This is a genomic window from Anaerobacillus sp. ABR4_321, from assembly GCF_056158505.1.
Map to the genome: position 1 here is coordinate 1034127 of NZ_JBSWTK010000001.1, position 24420 is coordinate 1058546.

The following is a 24420-nucleotide window of genomic DNA, read 5'->3' on the forward strand; positions in this document are numbered from 1 at the left end:
TATGAAAGTACCTTTAATAAAAGTAATTCAAAAACAAGAATCCATATACATATCAAAATTAAAAGTCAAAGATTTGAAAAAATTTGTAGTATTAAATTTTCGTTATCCATATTTAGAAACTTTGAAAGATCAAGATCAACAAAAATTTGTAGAATATTTAAAGAGTATGGAAAAAAAGGGTTTGAAAGTATCCTTTGGTAATGAAAGTGTCCAAAGAAAGTTACAGTTGGCTAAATTAGAATCGATTTCAAAGTATATCAGACAAAGTGATAATTTTTTACCTAATGCATTAATTCTAGGCGGCTTTAATAAAAAGATAGAGAATAGAAGCATAGAAGAAGGTTATGAAGATTTTATAGTACCAGTAGATAAAGATTTGAGTGTGTACAGCATAGAGCTTAACGATGATTATGAATTAACAGCGATCGATGGCCAGCATAGGTTAGCAGGGTTGTTTAGTAGTAAAGATGAAGAAGTTGATGATATGGAACTACCTGTTGTATTTTTATTTGGTGTATCTTTATCAACCTCCGCAAAAGTATTTGTAGATATAAATTCAACGCAAAAAGCAGTAGAAAAATCATTGATTTATGACTTAGCTCCGATGTTAGATACAAATCAGTCCATGAAATTAAAAAATAGAGAAATTGAAATAATACAAAATTGTCACCGTATTTGTGTCAACTTATATAATAATGAGAAATCTCCATTTTATAAGCAAATTAGAATGCTAGGGACAGGCCAAGGAGCTATTTCGCAAGCATTTTTAGTAGAAGAAATTTATCCATTACTTTACGATGGTATTCTTTCCGATTTAAGTGTCAATGCTCAATTCAATATATTATTAAATTATTTTGATGCGGTTAGAGAAGTCTTCCCAAATGATTGGCCTGTGCCAGCTGATAATTCTGATGGGGATGAAATAGCTAAATATGTTTTGAAAACTAAAAAGTCTCAACTATCTAAAACCTTAGGAATTGGCGCGTTATTAAAGGTTTTTCAAAAGGTCTTTATGAGAGCAGATCATGAAATTGAAGAATCCAAGGATGAAAAAGACTATTACAGAAAGTTGAAAGAATTATTTATAAAAGAGTTCTCAAAGTTGAATGATAAAATTGCTTGGTCCCAAATGGACTATGAAAAATCTAGGGAAGATAATAAAGATGTTATCTATGTTGAGGGATCTAATAGGTCTGCTATAAATAAATTAGCAAAGAAGATTATTGTGGAATTGGAATTTTAGTATTGGTAATAAAACGCTTAACACTTTTACGCCTTTATAGGTTGTTTAAATATATAAACCAGTTTGATTTGGCTCATAACTTTAATCGTTATGAGCTTTTTTGTTTTGGCCATTTTTATTTATCTAACAGCCCTACTGTCAAGGACGTATAATCTTATACAAAATCGTCGGGTTAAAATTATACAAAAGTGGCACCTTAGTTGGTGCTTTTTTCATTCATTCGGTAGCTCGGTCCATCCATGGAAAATACTCTAGAGTGATGGAGTAATCGATCTAAAATTGCCGTTGCTATAATTCCATCTCCTAATACTTCTCCCCACTGGCTGAATGTCTTATTTGACGTTAATATAATTGAGCTATTCTCATACCTCCGACTAATCACTTGAAACAAGTAATGTCCACCGTTATTGGATAAATTCAAGTATCCCATTTCATCGATTATCAAGAGAGAAGGCTTGGCAAGCCCTCTCATTTTTTTATCTAACTTACCTAAAGAATCTGCTGTTTGAAGGGTAGTAACGAGTTCCTGTGCTGTCATAAAGTACGTCTTTAAACCTTTACGTATGGCTTCCAAAGCAATAGAGACTGCTAAATGGGTTTTTCCCACTCCAGGTGGGCCAAGGAAAATCAGGTTCTGATTTTGCTCTATGAAACTAAGATTCATATATTCTTCAATGTCCCTTCGGGACACGCCTTTCACTTTATTGAATTCAAAGGTATCTAAGGTTTTCTTAAAAGGTAGTCTAGAGAGCTTTAACAACGTCTGCCTACTACGTGCTATCCTGGCTTGATTTTCTACTTCCAGTATTCGCTCTAAGAATGCGTGATATGGTATATTATTTTTAGAAGCTTCTTCAGTAAGGGTTCTCCATTCAGACTGAATGGTGGATAATTTGAGCGATTCGCAATATGTATCAATAACTTGATTCATCTTCTATCGCTCTCCTTCTTGAAGGAATTGGTCGTATACGCTTAGTGGGCGAATAGCGACCTCTACATCTTGTGCAGCGTGGAAGGTGCCAGCCTTTGAACGCTGCTTTTTTCTTATTTGTTCGGAGAGTGGTAGAATCTTGTCGTCTCTTGTATAGGTTAAAATTGGTTCTCCACGATAATATACGGTGATCTTACCCTCAAGCGTTTCTTTAATCATGACTTCTTGTCCTGCAAACTTTGAGCTCATCAGAATTTTTCTAGAATGATAATTCATAACCCCATCTTTTCCGATCTTACGATAGGTAATGTAACTAGAATCGTATTTTTTAGAGGAGTTAAGTGGCTGCAGGGACTCATTCATCCAAAGCTCTACCGGCTTTCGTTCCGTAGTAGCGTGTGTGCGCTGAGTAGCTGTTTCTTCTACCCACCTCATAAGCCTGAGATTCAATTCATGTAAAGATTTGAACGATGAAGTCTCTAACCAACCATGCATATAACCGATAAACCGTTCAACTTTCCCTATGGTTTGAGGACGATAAGGACGATGTACCGTTGGCTTGAAGCCATAGTGATCAACATAGTCTAAGAACTTGTCATTCCATTCGACTTCTGGACCACTTCTTCGGTTAATAATCGTTTTCATGTTATCGAACATAACTTTTTCAGTAACGCCACCAAAGTATTCAAAAGCATTCGTCAGACAATGCAATAAATGTTCTCTATCTTGCCTTTCGGCAAAACATGCATAACTCATTCTAGAGTAGGAAAGTGTAGCCACGAAAATCATTAGGGGTATGATTTCGCCATTGATCTGGTAAAGTCCAGCTTCCTTCCAATCAACTTGCATTTGTTCACCTGGTTCCGTTTCATACCGACGGGTATGATTTTCTTTAAAGGCCTTGCGATAGGGTTGTACGAACTCTTTTAATATCGTACTACCTCCTGTATAGCCTCGTTGTTTAATCTCCAGGATAAGCTTCTCACAATTAAACACTTGATCTTCTTTCACGCGCTTAATAAGGTAGTCTTTGTAAGGATCTAGCTTAGATCTTCTTTTTACACGTTTCTGTACATGATTTTTCTCTCGTTCACTTAACGCTTTCACAGTATGCCTATGCATCCCCAACATCTTTGCTATATCAGTATGTGACATACCTCGTTCCAAAAATTCTTTCACTCTTCGTCGCTCTCCCTCCAACTTCATGAATCAAATCTCCTCCTCTTAGGATTCAATCTAATTATGAAGTTTGTCGAAATTTATGACGACGATTTTGTATATTTTCAGGCGGCTATATTGTCCATTTTAAACACGACTCTTTCACTACTCTTCAAAAGTCCTGAATAGTTACTATGGTTAGATAAAAAATGCCCATTTTTATCTATATTTAGCGTTTTGAATTTTATCTAAGACTATCCCTAGATTTTTTATCTAACTGGTATCAAGGGGTACGAAATGGGGAGTACAAAAGAGGTTCCAACAAGGAATTGTTCATACAGAATCACGGGGACGGTTCTCATGATTCTATATTGCAATAACAGCTTAAATAGAGACAAAGACTATAGACGTAGCAATGCCATATTATTGATCGGCCTAGGGCATTATAAGGACTAATCTCCGATATAATAAACTAACACAACAAGTTGCAAGTCTATTAAATCGGAGATTTTAGTGTTATGTATCAAAGAGTGGTTATAACTATTTACTCTCGTTGGAAACAACCAGGTTATTAAACAAACGTTTGATTGAATGGCTTTTTGAAAAGGACATAGGATAGATCCACCCCTGCCATCTATTTGATCCACTCGTGCTACTATTGAGCCACTATCATATTCCCTCTGAAATCAAACAACCACACCTTGAAACAAACATTTGATTGAACCACTTTTCTAAAGATGACTCCTCAATTTAGTAGGAGGAGTGATAAACTAAAAGTAAATAACAACACCAGAAAGGAGAGTAAGAATGGTGCATAGAATAATTCAGTTGAACCAAAACTATCTGCCGCTCCCTTGCGATATAGGAGATGAAGTTTTTCGAAATGGATTCTTTCATTTTAATATTTCTCGAATAGTAGAGCACATCCAATCCGGTATTCTTAAAGTAGAAGCAGCTAAAATTGACGTAAAAGAGTGGTTCCAACATCACTTTCATAGCAGAATAAACGAGGAACATCTTCCAACGGTTGACGTCAACAAACCGATAATTCAAGCTGAAATTAGACCTGGTATGTATGCAATCATTGATGGAAATCATCGAATTGAAAAAGCATATCGAGAAGATATCTCTACAATCCAATCGTATAAACTAAAAGGAGAGCAACTCTTACCCTATTTTACTGATAAGCAGAGGTATGTGGCTTATGTTGAGTATTGGAACTTGAAATTAAAGAATCGTTTGTAATGATCTTATTGAAGGATTTCTTGTACAAACAGAGAATATATTAACAATTCATCAACTATTCATCTAAGTGACTAATCCCTCCTAACCTTTTCCAGGTGAAAAAGATCAATCTATTTATTATATCCTCTCAATTATAATGTTTCGAATACCCCTAGTATAAGAGCAATCCTATTATTTGCTAACCCTCATAATTCATTCTATATCCCAACATCACAACCACTCCACATTCCTTTCTTTGAATTGCACCCCTCCCAAAATGCCTTATAAAACCAACTATTGAAAATAAAACAAAAAACTAAATAAAAAGGAGACAAGCAATGTCCGCAAAAGTCACAAGCATTGGATTAAAAGGCTTAGAAGGTTACCGTGTCCAGGTAGAAGTCCAGGTAACGGAAGGGATCGAGTCCGTTGTGATTGTTGGTCTACCAGATGCGTCTGTTAAGGAATCGAAAGAACGAGTGTCAGTTGCGCTTTATAGTATCGGTTTTCCTTTAGTCGATTCAAAAGTTGTCATTAATCTCTCGCCAGCTGAACAGAAAAAGAATGGTCCGTTATTTGATCTTCCTATCGCTATTGCTATTCTGAAAGAACTTAAAGCGATTAAGGAGAAGATCCCTCCGAACACCGGATTTATTGGTGCACTATCTCTAGATGGTACGGTACTACCGGTTGAGGGGATGTTTGCCGCGATTCTGGCCGCGAAAAAGTTGCGACTTCAAACATTATTCCTTCCTTTTGACCCCACAATTCCTTTGGTAGATATTGACGAGCTGGAATTGGTATACATCCAGACAATTCAGGATGTAGTTGATCTACTCTCCGGTCAACAGATTATGCCAGTGACGAAGCCAAAAGAATCGACAGATGAACTCATTCACTTTCAACGAAATATAAATCAAGTAATAGGACACAACTTCGCTAAGAAAGCTTTAGAAATTGCCGCAAGCGGAGAGCACTATCTTCTCATGGATGGACCGCCAGGTTGCGGTAAAAGTCTTTTAGCTGAAACGTTCCCATCCATCCATCCTCCCGCCACTATCAAAAGAAGCACAGCTTGAAAAAATCAGTTTGTACCAATTAGCAGGTGCACCCTACGACTCGCTCACTTTGCCATCCTATCGCCACCCCCCATCATTCCGCTTCATCTGTGTCGATTATTGGTGGAGGAACCAATCCAAAGCCAGGGGAAGTATCGCTAGCCCATCGAGGTGTGTTGTTTCTCGATGAACTAGGTGAATTCTCAAAGAAAACGCTCGATAAGTTGCGGCAACCTATGGAGAATGAAAAGGTGACGATCAGCCGTGTGCATTCCACCGTTACGTATCCTGCGAAATTCATCTTTATCGCCGCCATGAACCCCTGTCCCTGTGGCTATTGGGGCTCAAGTGACCACTACTGCACCTGTTCAGAAAAACAAATCAAAGCATATAAAAGTCGCTTATCTGGTCCCGTTTTGGATCGAATCGATATTTTACTTTCGTTAAAACCCGTTAATTTAAAGTTATTGGTATCGAATCATCAGAAGAAGTGAAAAAGCGGGTAATTCATGCAAGAGAACGTCAGTATGATCGTTATGGAAAAGAAGTTTGCAACGGGAGCGTTTCATTTGAACAGCTCACAAGCAGTAGCCCACTAACAACACTCCAGCAACAGAACCTCCAATCCCTCTCAAGTGCACAGGGATTCAGCAATCGCGTCCAAATCAAAATTATTCGACTAGCGAGGACCATCGCTGACTTGAAAGGCGATGACATTATATCAGATGAAGCCATTGAAGAAGCCCTACTATTAAGGAAACTATCTCTTCGCTCAATCCAATCTTTCCACAAAAAATCACTCACAGGAGAAAACCATAATGTGCACTACCAATAGAAACGTCACTGTCATTCGTCATGCCACGTAAAGCGAGACAAAAAAGCCATACAGGAATCTATCATATTATCTATAGAGGAGCAAACAGACAAGAAATCTTTCACGATGAACAAGACCGACTCCAATTTCTCCAAACCCTCAAAAAGTACTCAAGCCTGTACAATATAAAAATCTATGCGTGGTGTTTAATGAGCAATCACGTTCATCTTCTAATGCAAGAAGGGAACGAAGACATCTCGATCACCATCAAGCGCATCGAGGTAAGCTTCGTCAAATACTATCACTTTAAATACAACACAACCGGCCATCTATTCGAGGATCGATTTAAAAGTGAGGATGTCGAGACAGTGGACTATCTCCCTACCGTCGTTCGCTACATTCATCAAAACCCTCTAAAAGCTAGAATGGTAAGGACTGTGGAGGAATGGGAGTGGAGTAGCTGTCGGCAGTATTATGAATTAACTTCTATAACGCGTTTGGCAGATTGTGATATGATATTAAACATGTTTGGAAAAGACCGAGCGATGGCTATTGAGAGGTTCAAGGCGTTTAACAAGACAGTAAACGATGATCGGTGTTTAGAGGATTTCGAATCTGACAGCAAAAGGTTGACCGATGATGAAGCGAGAGCTGTGATTAAAGGATTACTTGGAAAGGTGGAAATCGCTCAGGTGAAAAGTTTGCCTAAAGAGAACCGGGATACGATTTTTCGAAGGTTGAAAGGTGTAGAGGGGTTATCGCAAAGGCAGATGGTGAGGATCTTGGGAGTTTCGCAGACGTTGATTTATAGGGCTTGAATGATTAAGTATGTATTCAATAACAGGTGTGGTTAATTGTTGTACCAGGTAATGAATCATGAGAACCGTCCCCGTGATTCGTTTAGCTATTTGTGCCACTTTAAACTTTTTCTTATGTAATTCCTGAATATAATATGTAACACTAACTTCTCCTCCAAAATCCCAACCTCCAGTAAAATAACGTTACGATCTATTTTACTAGAGTAATAGGTTGATTGAGCAAAAGTGTAAATTCCTATCGAGCAAAAAGTGTCAACTTTATTCTAGCGTTTACAATGCCAAAATCATTCACGATTTTGATTTTTTTCCAACCAAGCTTAGATCAAAAAAGAGTGAACGAAGGACTAATAGGAAGAGACATTATTCTTTTACCTCATGGTGTGGGTAAGCGTCATTTAGAAATATCAATGGTCTACGAAGTTTTATCACAAGGAAATACAGCTCTTTTTATTACTGCGATTCACTTTATCTTTGATTGCCAGAAGGCACAAAAACTGGGCTAATTCAGAGAAAAATCAAGCGTTATTTTCGCCCAGATTTTCTCATAATTGGCGAAATAGGTTATTTCACATTTGATAATTAAAGTGTACTTACACTGTTTCAGGTTATATCTGAAAGATATGAAAATGAAGCTATGATCCTAACTTCCAACAAATCGTACGGTGAATGGGGAAAGATCTTTGGAGATGACATACTAGCAACAGCCTTGTTAGATTGAATAGTTCATACTAGAGAAAAAGCAAAAGCTGGCATACAGCCTGCTAAGAGACATTAGTTTTATGTAATTTATTCCTATTTTAAAAAGGGAATTTTTAACCGTTGTTGATACAGGTTCCGGGTCCCACTTAAATAGAGGGACTGTCACCTGTCCCCCCCCATGGTAGTAATGAATTTTTATTTTTCAAATTATTGATGTAATCTAATTGAAATTATTGTAATGTTGTATAGTAGCAAAGATTAAAGGGGGATAGATGAAATGAACATGTAATATAAAAATTTTAGGGGGAATATAGTTTTGTTTTTTAAAAAAGTATTAGTACTATTGTTAGCGTTTTCATTGATAATGCCTCAATTCTCAATGCTGGCGTATGCCAATGCAAATAGTAAACCAAAACTGAGGTAAAGCCTGGAACTAATTTAAAAAAGAAAAAAAAGTACGATATTGTTGGTGAAGATGTTGGTAAAAGAGAAAAAAATGTTAAGCATTTTTTAAAAGAAAACAATTCTTATGAAGCCGTGGTGTATCCAGAAAGTGTACATTACAAGGATAATGGAAAGTGGAAGGATATAGATAACTCTTTAACAGAAGTGATTGATAAAAATTCTAAGCAGGATTCAGAGAAAGTTCTTCAAAATAAAAACAATAAGTATAAAATTAAATTAGCTAAGCATGCTAACAAATCCAAATTAGTTAATATCAAACAAGATAAATACGAAATTTCTTGGAATATAGAGAATGCTTCGAAATCAAAAGCCGAAATCCGCTCTAAAGATCAACTTCCTGAGAACATGAGTAATAATCAAAAAATAAAGATATTACCTAATGTTACTTCTGTGGTTGATTATAAAAATGTCTTCCCTGGTGTAGACTTCTCCTATTCAGTTAAACCCGATAGCGTCAAAGAAAACATTATTATTAAAGAAAAAATGGATTACCCCACATTAAAGTTTAATCTAAAATTAAAGAACCTCATCCCAGTAGTTCGCGAAGATAATTCAATTGCTCTCCTTGATGCCAAGAACGAAAAAGAAGTATTCGACATGCCTGCACCTTTTATGTTTGATGATAATCAGCAAATGAGTTATGAAATCGAAATTAAACTTAAGGAGCAAAAGGATGGTTATACATTAACTTACATACCTAATGAAGAATGGTTAGATGATGGTAATCGTGCTTTCCCAGTAACAATTGATCCCATTGTAAAAACTTCGGTAGAGAGAAACTCGATTGATGATGTTCATGTCTCCAGTAACGTCTCTGGTGATTTTGATAATAGTCATATTCTTAAAGTTGGAGAAGGTAGTACTTCGGGTAAAAACAGAACGTATGTTTCGTTCGATTTACCATCTATCGGTCCTTCAGATATGATAACAGATGCATACTTAGATATGACTCTGTTTAGCGATAAAACTAGTACTACTCAGGTAGATGTTCATGAAGTAAATGAGAGTTGGAACTCTTCAACAATAGATTGGAGTAATCAACCGGAATACAATTCAACTAGTATAGAAGACTATCAAAAAGTTAATGGAGTCAGTGGTACTAACTTTTTATGGAACATAACAGATATAGTTAAGAACTGGTATGTTTCAGAAAGTAATAACGGTTTAATGCTTAAAGCGCATAATGAGAATGGAAGCTACACTGCTTTTGCATCAGCTGATATTCATGATGAATATGAACTTGCTAGACCTCAGGTTTCTTTTATGTACGTTAATAATAATGGTTTAGAGAACTATTGGACCTACCACTCTCAGAAGGTTGGAAGAGTAGGGACAGGTTATATTAACGATTACAATGGAAATTTAATCTTTGAGCACAATGATGTGCAAATGAACGGAAGTAGAATGCCAGTTACAATTAATCACATCTTTAACAGTCACGATAGAAACAATGATATAGGATATGGTAAGGGTTGGAGGCTAAATCTTCAACAAAAAATAGAATTAAAGAATATTAGTGGAGTAGATTATTATCTATATACTGATGAAGATGGAACTATTCATTATTTAAAAGAGGATGGCTCAACCAATACTTTTAAAGATGAATCTGGTTTAGATCTTACTATGACCATTGATGAAAGTAACTCAATAGAACATTTTATTATTAAAGATAAAAAAGATAATCAGTTGAGCTTTACTTCTGGAGGCTACCTTGCACGTATTAAGGACAAGAATGGAAATGAAATACAACTTAAATATAGTGGTACTACACTAAACTATGTAATTGATGGGGCAGGGCGATTAACAGATTTCACATACGAAAATGGGCTTTTGAAAAGTATAGAAAAACCAGATGGGAAAAAGACGACGTTTAAGTATACCTCAGGAAGATTAACTGGTATCACCTATCCTGATAATAAAACTACAAAATTCACTTATTATTCCAACAATAACTTAAATGTGGCTGAAGATGTAGATGGATACCAGATAAAGTACGCCTATTATAATTCCAGTCCCTTCAGAGTGAAGAGTGTTCAAGAAAAGCATGCTAATGGTACTTTAGGTAAAGACTTAACGGTTAACTATGGTAACAATGCAACGTCTTTTAAGGATTATAAAGGTAGGGAGAATGTTTATCAGTTTAACAATGCAGGCAATACCCTCAACATAAAAGATTCAGAGGGATACGCACAATATTACGAGTATCTAGACGATAATGGTAAGCAGAATAAACTTTCTTCTCAATCTAAACTTCAAAAAACAATTATAAACTTATTGAAAAATCATAGTGCAGAAAGAATAGAACATTGGGATGCACAGAGTTTGGATGCTTCAGAGGGGAACAATAAATATACTACAGACAAAAGCTATGTAGGTGATAAGTCTTTAAGAATAGAAAAAACGAATAAAAAAGACATTCAGTTGTATCACCAAGTATTAACGCTAGAAAAAGGAAAAACATACACGTTTTCCGGTTATGTAAATACTGAAGGGGTATCAAACTCAAACAATAAGGGTGCGGCTATATTTGTATCCTACAAAGATGGTAGTGGTGCATGGCATCGAGCTTATTCTAACTACGTGACAGGCACAAAACCATGGAAGCGTTTGGAAACTACTTTCACTTTACCTTCTGATGCCACTTCCCAAACAGTTTACATTAGACCTGCCTTAGTAGAGGAATCAGGTGTTGCATATTTTGATGCATTTCAAGTAGAAGAAGGTTCTATTGCTAATCGATATAACCTACTAGAGAATCCAGATTTTCAATACGGTACAGAAAATTGGACTCAGGGTAGTGCGAATACTAGCTCCGATAAATTAACCACTGATTCTTCTAATCCAATTTCTTTAGATAAGAATGTTTTTAAGTTCACTGGTGAATCTTCTAAAAACAAAAATATCTATCAAACAGTTAACATAACAGGTAAAAAAGATGATCCCATTGTCTTTGCGGGATGGGCGAAAGGTGACTCTGTTCCACTAACTGCAGGGTCAAAGCGATATTTTGCACTTGACATCGGTATTGAACGATTAGACGGTACCTGGCAGTGGGTTCCTGTTCAATTTAATAAGGACTCTACCGATTGGCAATATCTTTCAAAAGTAGCCATAGCAGACAGTGACTATAAAAGCGTCCAATTATTTGGATTATATTACCTTAACGAGAATAGTGCTTACTTTGATGGGTTCCAACTTTATAAAGAAGAATTCAGCACTAGCTATCAATACGACGATGAAGGAAACGTTACTTCTACTCAGAAATTGGCAGAAGAAAAATCAAGCTTTGATTATGATAAGAACAATGACCTTATTAAATCAGTAGACCCCAAAGGCTATGATATTAATTATGATTATGACTCCAATCATAATTTACTAAATGCCACCTCTTCCAATAATGTGATCTACACCTTTGATTATGACAGTCACGGAAATCCTAATTTTGCAAAGGTGGGGAACGAAGGGACCTTCGCGAAGGCAACGGCTACTTATACTGATAGTAAAAATTATTTAAAAACGTTGACACAACCATCAGGTAAAGAGGTTAATTTTGTGTGGGATGAATCAGAAGATGAACTGGATAAGGAAATCGACGCAAAAGGTAACCCTACGAATTACAGTAGCTATGATGAATTGAACCGCTTGAAAGAAGTCACTAAATTGGTAGATAAAGCAACAGCCAAAAATAGCTATGGTTATGAAAATGACAAGATTAAATCAATCACTCACAACGGATTTACTTATTCACTCGATTATAACGAAATGGGCAATAAGACTGGAGTATCCGTTGGGGGGAAAAGCTTACTTTCTCAAAGCTACGAAGAATTTGATAAGAACGGTACTATGATACAAACCGGGAAATTAAAAGAAACCGTTTTCGGTAATGGACAGAAGATAAGTTATAGTTATGATGATTTAGATCGCGTGAAAGCCATAAAACATAATGGAGAAACAAGGTTCGAAAATAAGTATGATGGAAGTGGTAATCTTGGATATCACAATGACTTAGTAAACAATGCTAGCTACCGTTACATTTATGATTTATCTAACAGACTTGTGAGTACTGTTAAAAATAATGGAAATAGCACTTCGTATGATTACGATGCAAATAGTAATATTAGTAAACTCAAAGAATCCATAAATGGGTATTATTATCAAACGGATTACGGTTACACCAGAGATAACCTAATTAATAATGTTGCGTATTCACAAAGGAATAATAGCCTTCCAAAAACAGAAATATTCAATTTGAAAGGCGACTTGGTTGGTTCAAATGGAACAAAACCTGTTTCCTCAAATGCAACCTTCGAGAAAGAGAGCGAAGGTAGAATCTCTCTTGCTGCGTTTAAAGAAAGTACAAATTTACTTTCTGAAGACCCTTCTTTTGAAAATAATGCGAGTGGATGGGCACTAAGTGATTGGGGAAATTCTTCAGGATCATGGAGGATTGTAAATGATGGCGTGCATGGAACAACCAGCATAGAAACTTATGATTCCTCTCCGAATGGAGAGTCAAAAAATGTTGTTGCAGATGACTGGTATACACTTCCTTCTGAATTGACATCAACTAAAAATTATAGTTTAAGCGCACATGCCAAACGCCTTGGGGCATCACAGCCTAAGTTATCTTTAATATGTTATGATTCCAACGGAAGTAGATTGATTGACCCATATGAGAACTATGAAAAACCTATCCCAAAAAACCAATGGACAAAAGTAAGTCATACTTTTTCTTGTCCTTCCGGTACAAAAAAAATACGTGCAGTAGTAAGAAGTTCTATTAAAGATAATGATTTGGTACGATTTGATGGAGTTCAGCTTGAAGAGGAAAAATTTTCAACTCCTTTTACTACTTCTACGTCAAATGACTCTAAAAATGTCTACGAATTAGGGTTAAATAAAGAATCTGGAACATTTACAACTTGGTTTAATACCAAAGAGCTAGGAACAGCTAGACATATTATAGGAACAGAAGGAGAAAATGGCGAGTTATTCAACATTTATATAGATGATGATGACGATAAGGTAAAGATTTCAACAAGAAATAGTGCAGGAAGTGTTAAGAGATATCTCATAACAGATGAGGTAATACAGACGGATAAATGGTATTTTGTAGCTTTAAAATGGAAAGATAATGGATCCAGTTTAGACACTACACTCTTTTTAAATAATAAAAAATACACGGCATCGATTACTGACATTAAAGATTTTACAGGAGCGAAGTCAGCGCTCGGAAGTAGTATTTTTGGAAGAGGCCATTTAAATGGACACCTTGATCAATTCAGTTATACGCCTTTTGATTTAATCGATGAGGATATCTCTTATATTTATCAAAAAGGAAGAGGATCAAGTATAGACTATGATTACGATGCAATTGGTAGAATGACACATAAAACAATTGAAACTGGAAAGTCATCCTACCAAACTGAATATGCATACAAATCAAGCACCATTGGTACAGGGGCAACGACCAAGATGGTCGAATCCATCACTAACGATGGAAAAGAAATCAATTATAAGTATGATGATAATGGAAATATTGAAGAGATTATTCATGCAGACGGAAAAATTATTTCATATGAGTATAATGAATTAAATGAAGTAACTCGAGAAAACAACCAAATATTAGGGAAAACAATCGAGTATAGTTACGATGTAGGAGGGAATATCCAAGACAAGACAGAGTATGAATATACAACAACAGGCACTTTACCCTCTCCTACAAACACAATATCGTATGAATACAATACCGTTTGGAAAGATAAGTTGATTTCTTTTGATGGGAAAACGATAACCTATGATGGAAACGGGAATCCGCTAACATATGGTGGGAATACTTATTCATGGGAGATGGGAAGACAATTATCTAGAATCACGAATAGTAATGTAACAGTAAATTTCCAATACAACTCAGATGGAATTCGAACAAAAAAATCTTCCACATACGGAACCACTTTTTACCATCTGGATGGTGATAGAGTGACTTATGAGACCGATGGCCATAGTGAAATCTATTATACCTACACTTCAACAGGTCATCTGCTCAGCATGAATAGAAATGGTGAAGAGTATTACTATATCAAAAATGCGCAAGGAGATATTACAGGCCTGATAGACCAAGAAGGTACAGAAGTGGTGTCTTATACTTATGACACCTGGGGGAAAGTAGTATCCATTACCGGTAGTTTAAAAGATACTGTCGGTGACGCTAATCCTTACCGTTATAGAGGATATCGTTATGATTCCGAGACCGGGTTATATTATCTTCAATCTCGTTACTATAATCCTGAATGGGGAAGGTTTTTAAATGCGGATGTTTTAATTGGTGAGGTTGGAGATCTATTATCACATAATATATTTGCATATTCCATAAATAACCCAGTGAACTTTTCTGATTCTAGCGGTTATAAACAAGTCCATATTGGACTTGGGGGGAACGAGAATTGGAGGAAGGATTATGAGAAGTATAAATATAAACAGGCTGCAAAAGGGACTGCGATTTCTTCTGGAGCTGCTGCAGGTGGATCGGTTGCGGATGCCAAAGCGGAAAGTCATTACCCCAAAAAGTTTACTGATAAAACCACTAAGAGTGTTTCTAAAATTGGTAATAACAACTATTTAGCTGTAAATCAAGTTGGAAAAGAAACAATAAAGCCTTTTAAACCTCTTGCAAAAATTGGACCAGCCGGAATGTTTTTAGGAACTGCTATAGACATGCATAACGGAGACACTTTTGCTGAAGGAATTACTAATAATTTGGTAGCAGCAGTGGTTACTGTGGGGATACTGGCATTTATAGGTGCGCCAGGCATCTTAATTGGAATAGGAGCTACTGTGGTTGTAAGCAGTGCCTTCGCTTTTGTTAATTACTCTACAGGATGGCGACCTTCTAATTATTTACCAGCATCTTTAAGATCTAAATAGATGAGAGGTGAAAACTGTGTATACTTTAATTGAATATACGCCATTTTATGTCTTTGGAATCTTAACGCTAATTAGCACCATTTATTTGACATATTTATTTAAAAAAAAAGTCAGAGGGATTCTTATTTTTAAAGTTGTAACGATTTTACTTTTTCTTAGTGTATCAGTAAATGCCTTTTTAATAGAAACATTTCCCGATGCAGGATTATTTATGCTTAAATATATTTTGCCTCTACTAGGGATACTGTTTGTTATATTGGGAATATATAACAAAGTGATTCTCAGAAAAGAAAATGATAAATCTATTTGGTAGTATAGGATTTCTTTAGGCTATTCGGGAGAGGGCTCGTTTGAGTCCGCTATTTGATGAAAACGGTCCGGTACTCGTTATGAGCCGGACTGTTTCTTATATCTTCATTAATTATTGCAGGATCATAGTTTGATTAAGCGAAATACCGTCAAAGGTTACGCTGAACCAAAAAAGCACTTCAAAAGAAGATACATAACTATGCTTCATTCTTTAACAGGTCAAAAGAGGAATGGATAATTTATCACAACGAGCAAATATGACTAGTTAGGTTCGATTTATTGTGATGCTGGGATGTTGTTCAAGTATATTAATATTTTGTTATAATCGCTTGGATCGATAAAAGTAGTTTCGAAGAACCCGTTTCCGTATGCCTCTTCACTCTCAAGAATTACGGGGACGGTTCTCGTGATTCATATCAGAGATTAAACAGGTATCCCATAATCTGATTCAAACAAAAACCAGGAGGCTAATCGTTCTTATGATTAGTTCACCTGGTTTCTATGTTTTGTAGAAGTATGCCCTTATTGTTTTTAAATAAAAGTAAAAGGATTTTCGGTCGACATAGTAGAATTCACTAATTTAATAACCAAATATTGGAGGGTGATCATGAAAACTATTTCGATGTTTTTTGATTCTACATAGTTTTAAAATGGTACTCATTCCCCAAGGGGATTTTAAAATCTATCCGCTTAGAATTACACTGAAAAGTGAAGGATCAATAATCGAAATAATTTGTTAAGTAATTTGCGCTTGTTGGCACCCTATTTATATAAAAATACTTTAAGGAGGAGTTGCGGGGGTTGAAAAACAAAAAGTGGATATATTCATTGATTGGTGTATTACTATGTCTTATTGTAGCGTTCTTATTTTATCGAAACAGCATAGATACAGCTACATTCACAGCAGCCGAAGAACCAGGTGAAAGGATCGATAGTGAAACTGAAAAAAAGATTGTAACTGTAACAGAAGATGAAATGATTCCAATAACAACCAATGTGAGTCCAACAGTGGATTGGGAGTATTCGTTTACCAATGCCTTAGATCCTAATTCGGTTGTATCTGCAAACATTATCGTTCTTAATAACGAAGAGGAAGAGATGAAAGTATCGATATCTCTAGTAGATGATGGCAAGACAATCAGGATATCCCCCCCAGAAGAAGGTTATAAAGAGGGAGAAGAATATCTATTAGCTATCGAGAACATTAAGTATACAGATGGTACTGATGTGTCCTCACCCTATGAAGAACTGCTGGTTATAGATCGAGAAGAAGTAGAAGATATAAAACTTAAAGAAAGTATTATAAACACCTCAACCGAAGATGTGATTTCACACGATGAGGAATCTCTGGTTGTTTCTGAAAATGTTTCACCTGCAATAGAGGTTGGCGATATTATTGTTATTCCAACTAACTCAAATCCGGTAGGAAAGGCTCTTAAAGTAAAAGGGGTTAAAAAAGAACGGAACCGCTATGTGATTGAAACCGAGCGACCAGAGTTCTTTGAATTGTTTGATGAATTGGATATTCATAAAACTTATGAAGTTACAACTAAGAACGTTGAATTAACCGATGGTTTAGAAGGTGTAAGTATTTCAGAAAATACTTCTTATCATAGCAAAGGGAAAGTAGCTGCTGCTAATACAAAAGACAAGAATCGCGAAGAGTATATAAAGAAAAACAAGAAGAAAAAAGGGCCAAGTCTTGAGTTAGAACACAGAGATAACGGTGTAAACATTGAATTTGAAGACTTTGAAATAGGCAAAGATTTTGTATTGTCGGGTGAACTTGATTTTGGAACGGATATTGACGTTGATTTGAGGATTCTTCCTTATATCAAAGGAACGATGCTAGTGCAAAACCACATGAATTCAGAAGCAATCTTAGAACTAAAAAAAGTGGATAAGGACTCAACAAAAAAATACGATATCAGAAAAGGAAAACTCAAGAAAAAGGAAGTGGTCCGAAAAAAAATAGGTGGAATCAACATTCCTACAAGTGCTCCAGGCGTTTTCATTGAGGGTGACATTAATCTTGTAGTTGAATGGAGAATTGATGCGGAGCCAATAGTGTTTTTTGAGTTTGATTATATCGAGGAAACAGGATTACACATTAAGGGAAAAAATGTAACGATGTCTTCTGATAATAATCTTGATGTGAATGCGGGTATCAAAGGAAATGGGATAGGAGAATTCAAAACAGGACCAGCTATATTTGTCGGCATTAGTGCACTTGAGGTTCTTGGCGCAGGTGTTGAGGGACTTACTGGGGGCAAAGCCAAGGGACTAGTAACTGCTGGGTTGGATTATGAGAATGGTTTGTATGCCTGTGCCAAGGGTGAAGCGAACTTATTCGTTAATGCTTCTGTCATAGTAGATACGTTGGGAGAAAAAATTCTGTTTCAAAAATCATCCCCTGATTTAGATTTACCACCTAAGCTTACGCTAGGGAACTGCAATCACTACAACGTCTTCGAAGCGGCACCGAATAAAGTCTCCCTTCGCAATGGTGAAAGTAAACAATTGCAAATTACTGCTGGGTATACAGATCTCATTACATTAGACGAAGTAATTACATCTTTAAAAGATTTTAATGATGTAAGTTGGGAGCTAACCGATAAAGATGTTGTTGAAGTACAAGAACTTACTTCAAACGGAACAACTAGATTATACGTAAAGGTGATTGAAAGACCAATGAAGCCTAAAACAAAGTTGAAAATCACGTACAAGGTGCCTGATACATTGACTGGTGTAACCGCTCTAGGTACCAGAAAAGATATGAGCAAGGTGGAAGTTGTTGTTCCAATTGAAATAATGGATTTTAAAAAACCAGAAAAATTAAGTGAATCAGAAATCAAAACATTAGTAAGGAGTCACTATAAAAACATCTTTAGGATTCTTAAAGAGCGAGCTGATATATATAGTAAAGAAAGCAGGAACAGCTCATCTTACCCTGAAATTGATGCCGCACCAGTGATGGAAGCTCTTTCAGGGCTTGTAACAGAAGGTTTTTTCGATAAGTATATAAAGAATGATCTAGCAGGTTATTTTATAGGTAAAGAAACATATCTACCAAGTTTTCTTCATACAAACACCAGATTTTCTATTACAGAAAACACGTTGAACAATTTCAAAATTAATACTGTATCAGCAGGTACTACTTATTTAGGTCCAATAACGATTAGCATTTCTGGAACTTTCAAAGACGGGAAATGGCTTTTTAGTGATTTAACCTATGTAACTGGGAACCTCAATCTTACCAAGCAGGAAGCTATAAATTTCGTAAAATACGATTATGACGGGGGAGGAAGTTACACCTACGTAAATGAGGTGAATCTTCCTTTAGTAGAAGGTGAAGAAAAGAAAAAAATATATGTTTTTCAAGATACACAGGGAAATAAATTTGGGATTATTGCTGATACGAGTGCAGAGCAAAGGGAATATGTATCACCTTCAGGGGATAGTGGTTGGGATTTTGAAAGAGGTCCATATCAAATTCTTGTTGAACCAGAAGCTTCTTCTCCTCTAACAAAAGAACAAGCAATAGATTTAGTAAAAGAACATTTAGATGTGTCAGACAGCTCAAGTATAGAGTTTGAGTATAACTATACAAATGAAAACGGACATTGGGTATTCTGGGCTTTCCAAATGGTGATCGATGATCCTGATTCAGGTGCTGGACACGCAAATACTTACGGGTACTTTGCTGTTAATCAAGAAACCAAGGAAGTCTATAACATGAAGGATGCACAATAATCAAAATACATATCAGACCGCATAGCGCAATCTGATATGTATTTTTTATTGTGATATGGAAGTGACTTCTAAAAATAGTGAGAAATTAAATGATAAAGAAAAAACCCCTAAATTTGGTGAGATAGACTAGGAACCATCTACCAAATGGGAGGCTTTTTCTTATGCTCGCTCCCAGGAAGCAAGCTAGTTTATATTACATATCATATAATTGATTTTAGCTTTATTAACGAATTACTTAAAGATTCCTATTCTAAATACTATGGCAGACCAGCGAAAGAGCCTGAACAAATGGTGAAGTTGATAGTTCTACAATATTTTATGAGTTATCAATGAACGCTTAATAGAAGAAGCTTCTTTTAACTGCTGTATTTATACTTCTTAGGTATAAACCCAGAGGGTGAGTTGCCTGATCCGAGTTTATTATCAAAGTTAAGGGTTCACCGTTTAGGAGATTCATTGCTTGATAAGATTTTGGAGACGATTAACCTTCTGTGTGGACAGGGATCATTGAATATACAGGGCTAAATTGCGGTACAACTCATACAGCCGCACATACATTCCAAGCACACCTGATTACAAGGGTGTTGAGGTTCAATTTAAAGTAGTACGTTCTATTGTTTATCAAGAAACACGACACAAAAGTGGAACGAAACGATTCTATGGTTACAAAATGGAGTATAGGGTGACAACCGAAGCATGCATTATTACGAAGTTTGTGTAGATCATGGAGCTCACGTAGATGGAAAAGTGTTTGACGAAAAATTAGAAAAAACAAGAAAGTCAGGGTTGCATATAAATGAATTTTTCGGTGATAAAGCTTACTATCTTAAGCCTATTTTTGACTGTATTGAATCACTGGGAGTTTATAAAAACATCTCCTGATCCTAACTTCAAACAGTATGTTAAAATGGGAAAAATCTTTGGAGATAACACAATAGCAACAGCAATGTTAGATCGTATTGTATCTCACTCTACTACCTTAAATGTAAAGAGAGATTCTTACAGATTAAGAGAAAAAGCAAATGCTGGTAGGGAATTTAGACCGTTATTGACAATATTAATAAATTATACATTACACATTACAAACTAGAAGATACAATTTGTTTATTTTTTCTTAATGTTCTATATTCCTTAATCAATCTAATAAGGACAAAAGGTGCAATAACCACACCTATAACGATTGAAAGGATTAACCTTATTAAATAGTACGGGATAGTGGGAACAAAGTAATAATGAGTATTTTTATTGCTAAATAATCGCCACCCTATTGGAATTACAGCTATTTGGTAGGCGTAAACAATAGACAGAAAAAGTATTTTACTTAAATCGGGGAAAAAATTGTCTCCTTTTAGTATAGGAACTCCGACACTGTTAAAAAAAAGCATGAATGTAAATGCTCCTGCGAATAATCCTATAAAAATACCTAGCTCTTTTTCAACGTCTCCAGTTTTTTTATTAATAGTTCCCGCCACACAATTTCTACAAAAACTGTTGAAACGATTTGTACATTCAGGACAAAGTCCTTTTCCACACTCTTGACAAGTTGAGACCGCATTAAGACTATAATGGTTATAACATTTCACGAACCCACACCCTTTACAATTTTTGTATATTGCTAGATGATACCGTGAACATTGCCAGCCACATAGTTCAGTTATCAATAATAACTGTTTTTTTAACAAGGTTTGTATTGAATTATTGAGAATAAGGGGATCTTTCCCCATACCTATAGTACAGATCTATCTGGTTTTAAGGTGTCTTGGGAAAGATTCAAAGTGTGTATAAAGTTATTCTGGTTGTCTACCAAAAAACTCACCTCGAACACCAAGCCTCCAAGTTTAACACCGAAAGTTTTGAATCTGTTTGCGAAGTTGGCATTTCCGTTAGTAAGTGTTTTTGTGTTTTTCAGTGGCTGTCTTTCAGTCTCCAGTCCTTCTAAGAGTAGGTTTGAATCTCTCCCTCTTTTGCTGCTGTTAAGGTAGATCCCCCGTAGAAATTAGTAAAACTGAAGTAACCCAATGTTCCAGTAAACGAAAAGAAGAGACAAAAAACCCACCACTTTATGTTCAAAATCCCCCCTTATATTTTTAAAAGGTTTATACATACCAATTAATTCCTATTATTCATTATATATTTGTTCTTTTTAAAGAACAATAGATTTTTGATAAACGAGGTTAATGCAACTTGATAAATATACCTGATTACAGGATTTCTGTTCATTTAATTAGAATGATTTTTGGGGTTGCATATTACTTTAAATAACCGATACACATATTATGATGGCAGAGGTGAGGCCAATATAAGTCCTTCTCTAAGATTAGTTGTAAAATTTGAGGTAATTACTATGATTTGTTGTTCAAATCGAAATAGCATATGTCACGGTCCATTGAAGACTTGCAGAAGTGTAGTAGTAATTCAGAGGGACATATACGGTGACGGTAAAACTGCAAAAGTTAGGAAGGAGAAGGTCCTAAGAATAAAAGTACTGGTGATTTGAATAAGGGTACAAGATATGCTGTTCTGACCACTGAGTATGTGGTCAAAAGATAAAGATCTTTCTTTTAGTAATTGGGTTACAACCAGCATTAAACTTTAAAAATGGTTACTTCTTAAACATTTTTCCGGAGGAAGATGAAACATATATTAGATTATTAATAAAATTTTTTACTCTCGTATAAATGAAGGGTATATGAGTATGGTATCGAATTTCTAATGATAGCAGATAAATGGGAATATTTTCACTTGAGTGTTCTTAATAAAGAATTATTATCAGTTATTTTAAAACATATCAAAAAGTTTTATAGAGTGGAGGAATGGCTTTTTGTAAATTGACTGGAATTATTCGCAAAGACTAATTTAGCTTCTTGTCTTAAAAATAAAGTCTTAAAAGTAAAAGTTTATGTTACAAAGTATATGATTTAAAAATATCCACCTATCCAATTCCATTTCATTAATAAAAAAGTAATAATTTTACTCTTCATGCATTATAAATACATTGGTGATTTTTTTGTTTGCAAATAAAATTTAAAAACTTAAAGGGGAGTGAACAACTTGTCCAATCAACTGCACTCTAAACTAGGTGAAGGGCTTTATAAGGTTCAAGGGGGAATTGAACAAGGGAAGCAAAAGCTGCAAGTGAATCAAGAGGTAAACCGTCTGAAAAGAGAAGTGAATGAGACATCGGCAGCAAAGTCAAGAATCCTACTTGAAGTTGGTCAGCTGACGTACAAAAAGATACGGAATGGAGGTTTGAAGGATGAGGAGTTGAGTGAGTTAACAAACCGCATTCTTACATTGGATCATACAATCTATCAAGCTACCTTAAGAATTAGAGAGCTGAGTACAAAAAGCGGAGCATTTAATGGGCGAATTTGTCCGCAATGTGAAATGGAAAACGATGAGAATGCTAATTTTTGCGGAGGATGCGGAGAAAGGATTGAGATAAAGGAGTTATCTGAAGAAGTGGATATGATGCCTTGTTACACCTGTGAAGAAGTAATTCCGAAGAGATCAAACTTCTGTCCATGCTGTGGGATGAAGGTCATTGAGCAATAAGGGAAGGTGGTGAGTGACTTGTTCTGTAAAAACTGTGGAGCAAGTAATGATGAACAGGCGCTATATTGTATTCACGATGGGGCCGCACTACAGCAATCGAATGCTGAGGTGGAGTTATACAGAGATTCTGTTCATTTCTGCAAATCGTGCAGTAATAGCATCGGGCCTGGTGATACATATTGCCATTCCTGCGGGCAAACGATGGAGAAGGTAAGGATTAAAGATTCAAGTATATATACTATTAAAAACAGAGTATCCCAAGAAAGTAGTAACCACTCCTCCGTTGCGAAATTCATGAGTAAGAAATGGTTAATTCAGATCTCTCTGCTTACATTGATTTCTTCCGTTTTGATGTTGATCGCTTCACTTATAACAAGTTCGACTGTCAATCTCTTTATTATAGAAGAACTCGAATCTTATCTTGGTTTTCGTATTGAAGGTTTGAAGGTTGTATCAACTCTTGATCTGTTAATGTTAGCTAATATGAGCAGTTTTGATTATAGTATCGTATCAGAATGGTTTGAAGGGAGCTTGACGACAACTAGTAGCTTCCTATTACATCTCTTCGTTCCTGCAATTTTGTTTACCGTGGTGGGTTTCTATGTGGGTAGAAAAGGAAAAGAAAATTCAATTTCTGATCGTCTTATCATCAATCTCTTTCTTGCAGGTTCTTATGGTGCCGTGATCGGAATCCTAAGCTTAATTGCAAGTGGTCCCGTTACAACGATCACTCCTAATGAAATCATAGGAAACATTACTATTAATAAAGATTTTACTTTTTTTGAAAGTGTCGTAAATGCATTTTTTATTAGCTTTCTATTCCTCACAATAGGATCTACAATGGGGCCCCGTGATTATCAGCGATACAATAACGATAAGTTTGGTCTATCCATATCCACTGCTTTTAAACACTCTGTGATTGGGTTAATGATTATGATGCTGATTAGCACGATCTATATTAGTACAAATGAAGAACTGCAATCAGAGCCTGTGTTTATTAAGGCTGTTAGTGGTGTTCAATATGGGGGACACCTTTGGAATATCGCTCAGTTTGGCACCTTGGAGGAGAGGAGTAGTTTTGATGGAATAACCAGTTACTCGATACTCAGAGGTAGTAGTATGGAAGGGGAAGGCATAGGTGCTTTAATCGAAGAGGAAATCGGCATAATAATATGGTTGTTCATTTGTCTGCCGATACTACTCCATATATGGGCAGGGAAGAAGCTCCGAAAAGGTTCATCTGGAAATCTTCTTTATGAGCTTGCTGTTTATGGTTTCGTGTTCGGTTTGGTCAATGCCATCTTTGTGTCTATTTCAAGGTTAGAGGTGATATCAAGTCTGGGCGATTCTTTTATGTTTTCGTACAGTTTCTCAACACTTAGTACCTTTTTTATAAGCGGGCTGCTTGCTTTCGCAACTTGTGCTGTAGCCGTTGTCTTAACTACCCACCAGAAAGAGGTGTAATAGGT

General features: G+C 35.9%; 19 protein-coding genes. 16 read left to right on the top strand and 3 right to left on the bottom strand.

What is annotated here, in order from left to right; genetic code table 11:
• Position 1 precedes the first annotated feature (1 nt).
• Positions 2-1243, top strand: a complete 1242-nt coding sequence (locus ACXADT_RS05570) for a DGQHR domain-containing protein (protein ID WP_474833557.1) — start codon at positions 2-4, stop codon at positions 1241-1243.
• 196 nt (positions 1244-1439) lie between these two features.
• On the opposite strand, the gene istB is transcribed toward ACXADT_RS05570, so the two are convergent.
• Together istB and istA are read right to left on the bottom strand one after the other, a co-directional pair.
• Positions 1440-2174: an IS21-like element helper ATPase IstB gene (gene istB / locus ACXADT_RS05575; protein ID WP_474833558.1), complete on the bottom strand. Its 735-nt coding sequence runs from the start codon at positions 2172-2174 to the stop codon at positions 1440-1442.
• Between the two features lie 3 nt (positions 2175-2177).
• The gene (gene istA, locus ACXADT_RS05580; protein ID WP_474833559.1) at positions 2178-3380 is read right to left on the bottom strand and encodes an IS21 family transposase; all 1203 of its coding nucleotides are present in this window, start codon (positions 3378-3380) and stop codon (positions 2178-2180) included.
• Positions 3381-4139: 759 nt separating this feature from the next.
• On the opposite strand from istA, the gene ACXADT_RS05585 reads away from it, so the two are divergent.
• From ACXADT_RS05585 to ACXADT_RS05645, 13 genes are all read left to right on the top strand, one after another.
• Positions 4140-4577, top strand: coding sequence for a hypothetical protein (locus ACXADT_RS05585; RefSeq protein ID WP_474833561.1), 438 nt, complete (start codon positions 4140-4142; stop codon positions 4575-4577).
• A gap of 317 nt (positions 4578-4894) precedes the next feature.
• Positions 4895-5635: a magnesium chelatase domain-containing protein gene (locus tag ACXADT_RS05590; RefSeq protein ID WP_474833562.1), complete on the top strand. Its 741-nt coding sequence runs from the start codon at positions 4895-4897 to the stop codon at positions 5633-5635.
• 89 nt (positions 5636-5724) lie between these two features.
• Positions 5725-6108: an ATP-binding protein gene (locus ACXADT_RS05595; RefSeq protein ID WP_474833563.1), complete on the top strand. Its 384-nt coding sequence runs from the start codon at positions 5725-5727 to the stop codon at positions 6106-6108.
• Positions 6105-6449 carry a magnesium chelatase subunit ChlI family protein gene (locus tag ACXADT_RS05600; protein WP_474833564.1) on the top strand — a complete coding sequence of 115 codons (345 nt, stop codon included), beginning with the start codon at positions 6105-6107 and terminating at the stop codon, positions 6447-6449. Before ACXADT_RS05595 ends, ACXADT_RS05600 begins: the two co-directional genes overlap by 4 nt.
• Before the next feature lie 20 nt (positions 6450-6469).
• Positions 6470-7246, top strand: coding sequence for a transposase (locus ACXADT_RS05605; protein WP_474833565.1), 777 nt, complete (start codon positions 6470-6472; stop codon positions 7244-7246).
• Between the two features lie 215 nt (positions 7247-7461).
• The gene (locus tag ACXADT_RS05610) at positions 7462-7749 is read left to right on the top strand and encodes a hypothetical protein (RefSeq protein WP_474833567.1); all 288 of its coding nucleotides are present in this window, start codon (positions 7462-7464) and stop codon (positions 7747-7749) included.
• Between the two features lie 104 nt (positions 7750-7853).
• Positions 7854-7964, top strand: a complete 111-nt coding sequence (locus tag ACXADT_RS05615) for an ATP-binding protein (RefSeq protein ID WP_474834654.1) — start codon at positions 7854-7856, stop codon at positions 7962-7964.
• Positions 7965-8485: 521 nt separating this feature from the next.
• Positions 8486-15334: a DNRLRE domain-containing protein gene (locus ACXADT_RS05620; RefSeq protein WP_474833568.1), complete on the top strand. Its 6849-nt coding sequence runs from the start codon at positions 8486-8488 to the stop codon at positions 15332-15334.
• Positions 15335-15350: 16 nt separating this feature from the next.
• Positions 15351-15647, top strand: coding sequence for a hypothetical protein (locus ACXADT_RS05625; RefSeq protein WP_474835822.1), 297 nt, complete (start codon positions 15351-15353; stop codon positions 15645-15647).
• Between the two features lie 797 nt (positions 15648-16444).
• Positions 16445-19396: a hypothetical protein gene (locus ACXADT_RS05630; protein WP_474833570.1), complete on the top strand. Its 2952-nt coding sequence runs from the start codon at positions 16445-16447 to the stop codon at positions 19394-19396.
• Positions 19397-19540: 144 nt separating this feature from the next.
• Positions 19541-19729, top strand: coding sequence for a transposase (locus ACXADT_RS05635; RefSeq protein ID WP_474833571.1), 189 nt, complete (start codon positions 19541-19543; stop codon positions 19727-19729).
• Between the two features lie 363 nt (positions 19730-20092).
• On the top strand, positions 20093-20278 hold the full coding sequence (locus ACXADT_RS05640; RefSeq protein ID WP_474834686.1) for a hypothetical protein: 186 nt from the start codon (positions 20093-20095) through the stop codon (positions 20276-20278).
• A 25-nt stretch (positions 20279-20303) separates the two neighbouring features.
• The gene (locus ACXADT_RS05645; RefSeq protein WP_474834656.1) at positions 20304-20486 is read left to right on the top strand and encodes an ATP-binding protein; all 183 of its coding nucleotides are present in this window, start codon (positions 20304-20306) and stop codon (positions 20484-20486) included.
• Here ACXADT_RS05645 and ACXADT_RS05650 read toward each other — a convergent pair.
• Complete coding sequence (locus ACXADT_RS05650; protein WP_474833572.1) at positions 20476-20979, bottom strand: hypothetical protein; 504 nt, start codon at positions 20977-20979, stop codon at positions 20476-20478. The genes ACXADT_RS05645 and ACXADT_RS05650 overlap by 11 nt on opposite strands.
• 1468 nt (positions 20980-22447) lie before the next feature.
• On the opposite strand from ACXADT_RS05650, the gene ACXADT_RS05655 reads away from it, so the two are divergent.
• Both ACXADT_RS05655 and ACXADT_RS05660 read left to right on the top strand, forming a co-directional pair.
• Positions 22448-22951: a zinc ribbon domain-containing protein gene (locus ACXADT_RS05655; protein WP_474833574.1), complete on the top strand. Its 504-nt coding sequence runs from the start codon at positions 22448-22450 to the stop codon at positions 22949-22951.
• 18 nt (positions 22952-22969) lie between these two features.
• Positions 22970-24415 carry a zinc ribbon domain-containing protein gene (locus ACXADT_RS05660; RefSeq protein WP_474833576.1) on the top strand — a complete coding sequence of 482 codons (1446 nt, stop codon included), beginning with the start codon at positions 22970-22972 and terminating at the stop codon, positions 24413-24415.
• Positions 24416-24420 lie beyond the last annotated feature (5 nt).

Excerpts from the sequence above, each read along its gene's own strand:
- ACXADT_RS05585 (WP_474833561.1), top strand. The coding sequence starts at position 4,140 with ATGGTGCATAGAATAATTCAGTTGAACCAAAACTATCTGCCGCTCCCT.
- ACXADT_RS05590 (WP_474833562.1), top strand. The coding sequence starts at position 4,895 with ATGTCCGCAAAAGTCACAAGCATTGGATTAAAAGGCTTAGAAGGTTAC.
- ACXADT_RS05635 (WP_474833571.1), top strand. The coding sequence starts at position 19,541 with ATGGGAGGCTTTTTCTTATGCTCGCTCCCAGGAAGCAAGCTAGTTTAT.
- istA (WP_474833559.1), bottom strand. The coding sequence starts at position 3,380 with ATGAAGTTGGAGGGAGAGCGACGAAGAGTGAAAGAATTTTTGGAACGA.
- ACXADT_RS05605 (WP_474833565.1), top strand. The coding sequence starts at position 6,470 with ATGCCACGTAAAGCGAGACAAAAAAGCCATACAGGAATCTATCATATT.
- ACXADT_RS05640 (WP_474834686.1), top strand. The coding sequence starts at position 20,093 with ATGCATTATTACGAAGTTTGTGTAGATCATGGAGCTCACGTAGATGGA.
- ACXADT_RS05645 (WP_474834656.1), top strand. The coding sequence starts at position 20,304 with ATGGGAAAAATCTTTGGAGATAACACAATAGCAACAGCAATGTTAGAT.
- ACXADT_RS05570 (WP_474833557.1), top strand. The coding sequence starts at position 2 with ATGAAAGTACCTTTAATAAAAGTAATTCAAAAACAAGAATCCATATAC.
- istB (WP_474833558.1), bottom strand. The coding sequence starts at position 2,174 with ATGAATCAAGTTATTGATACATATTGCGAATCGCTCAAATTATCCACC.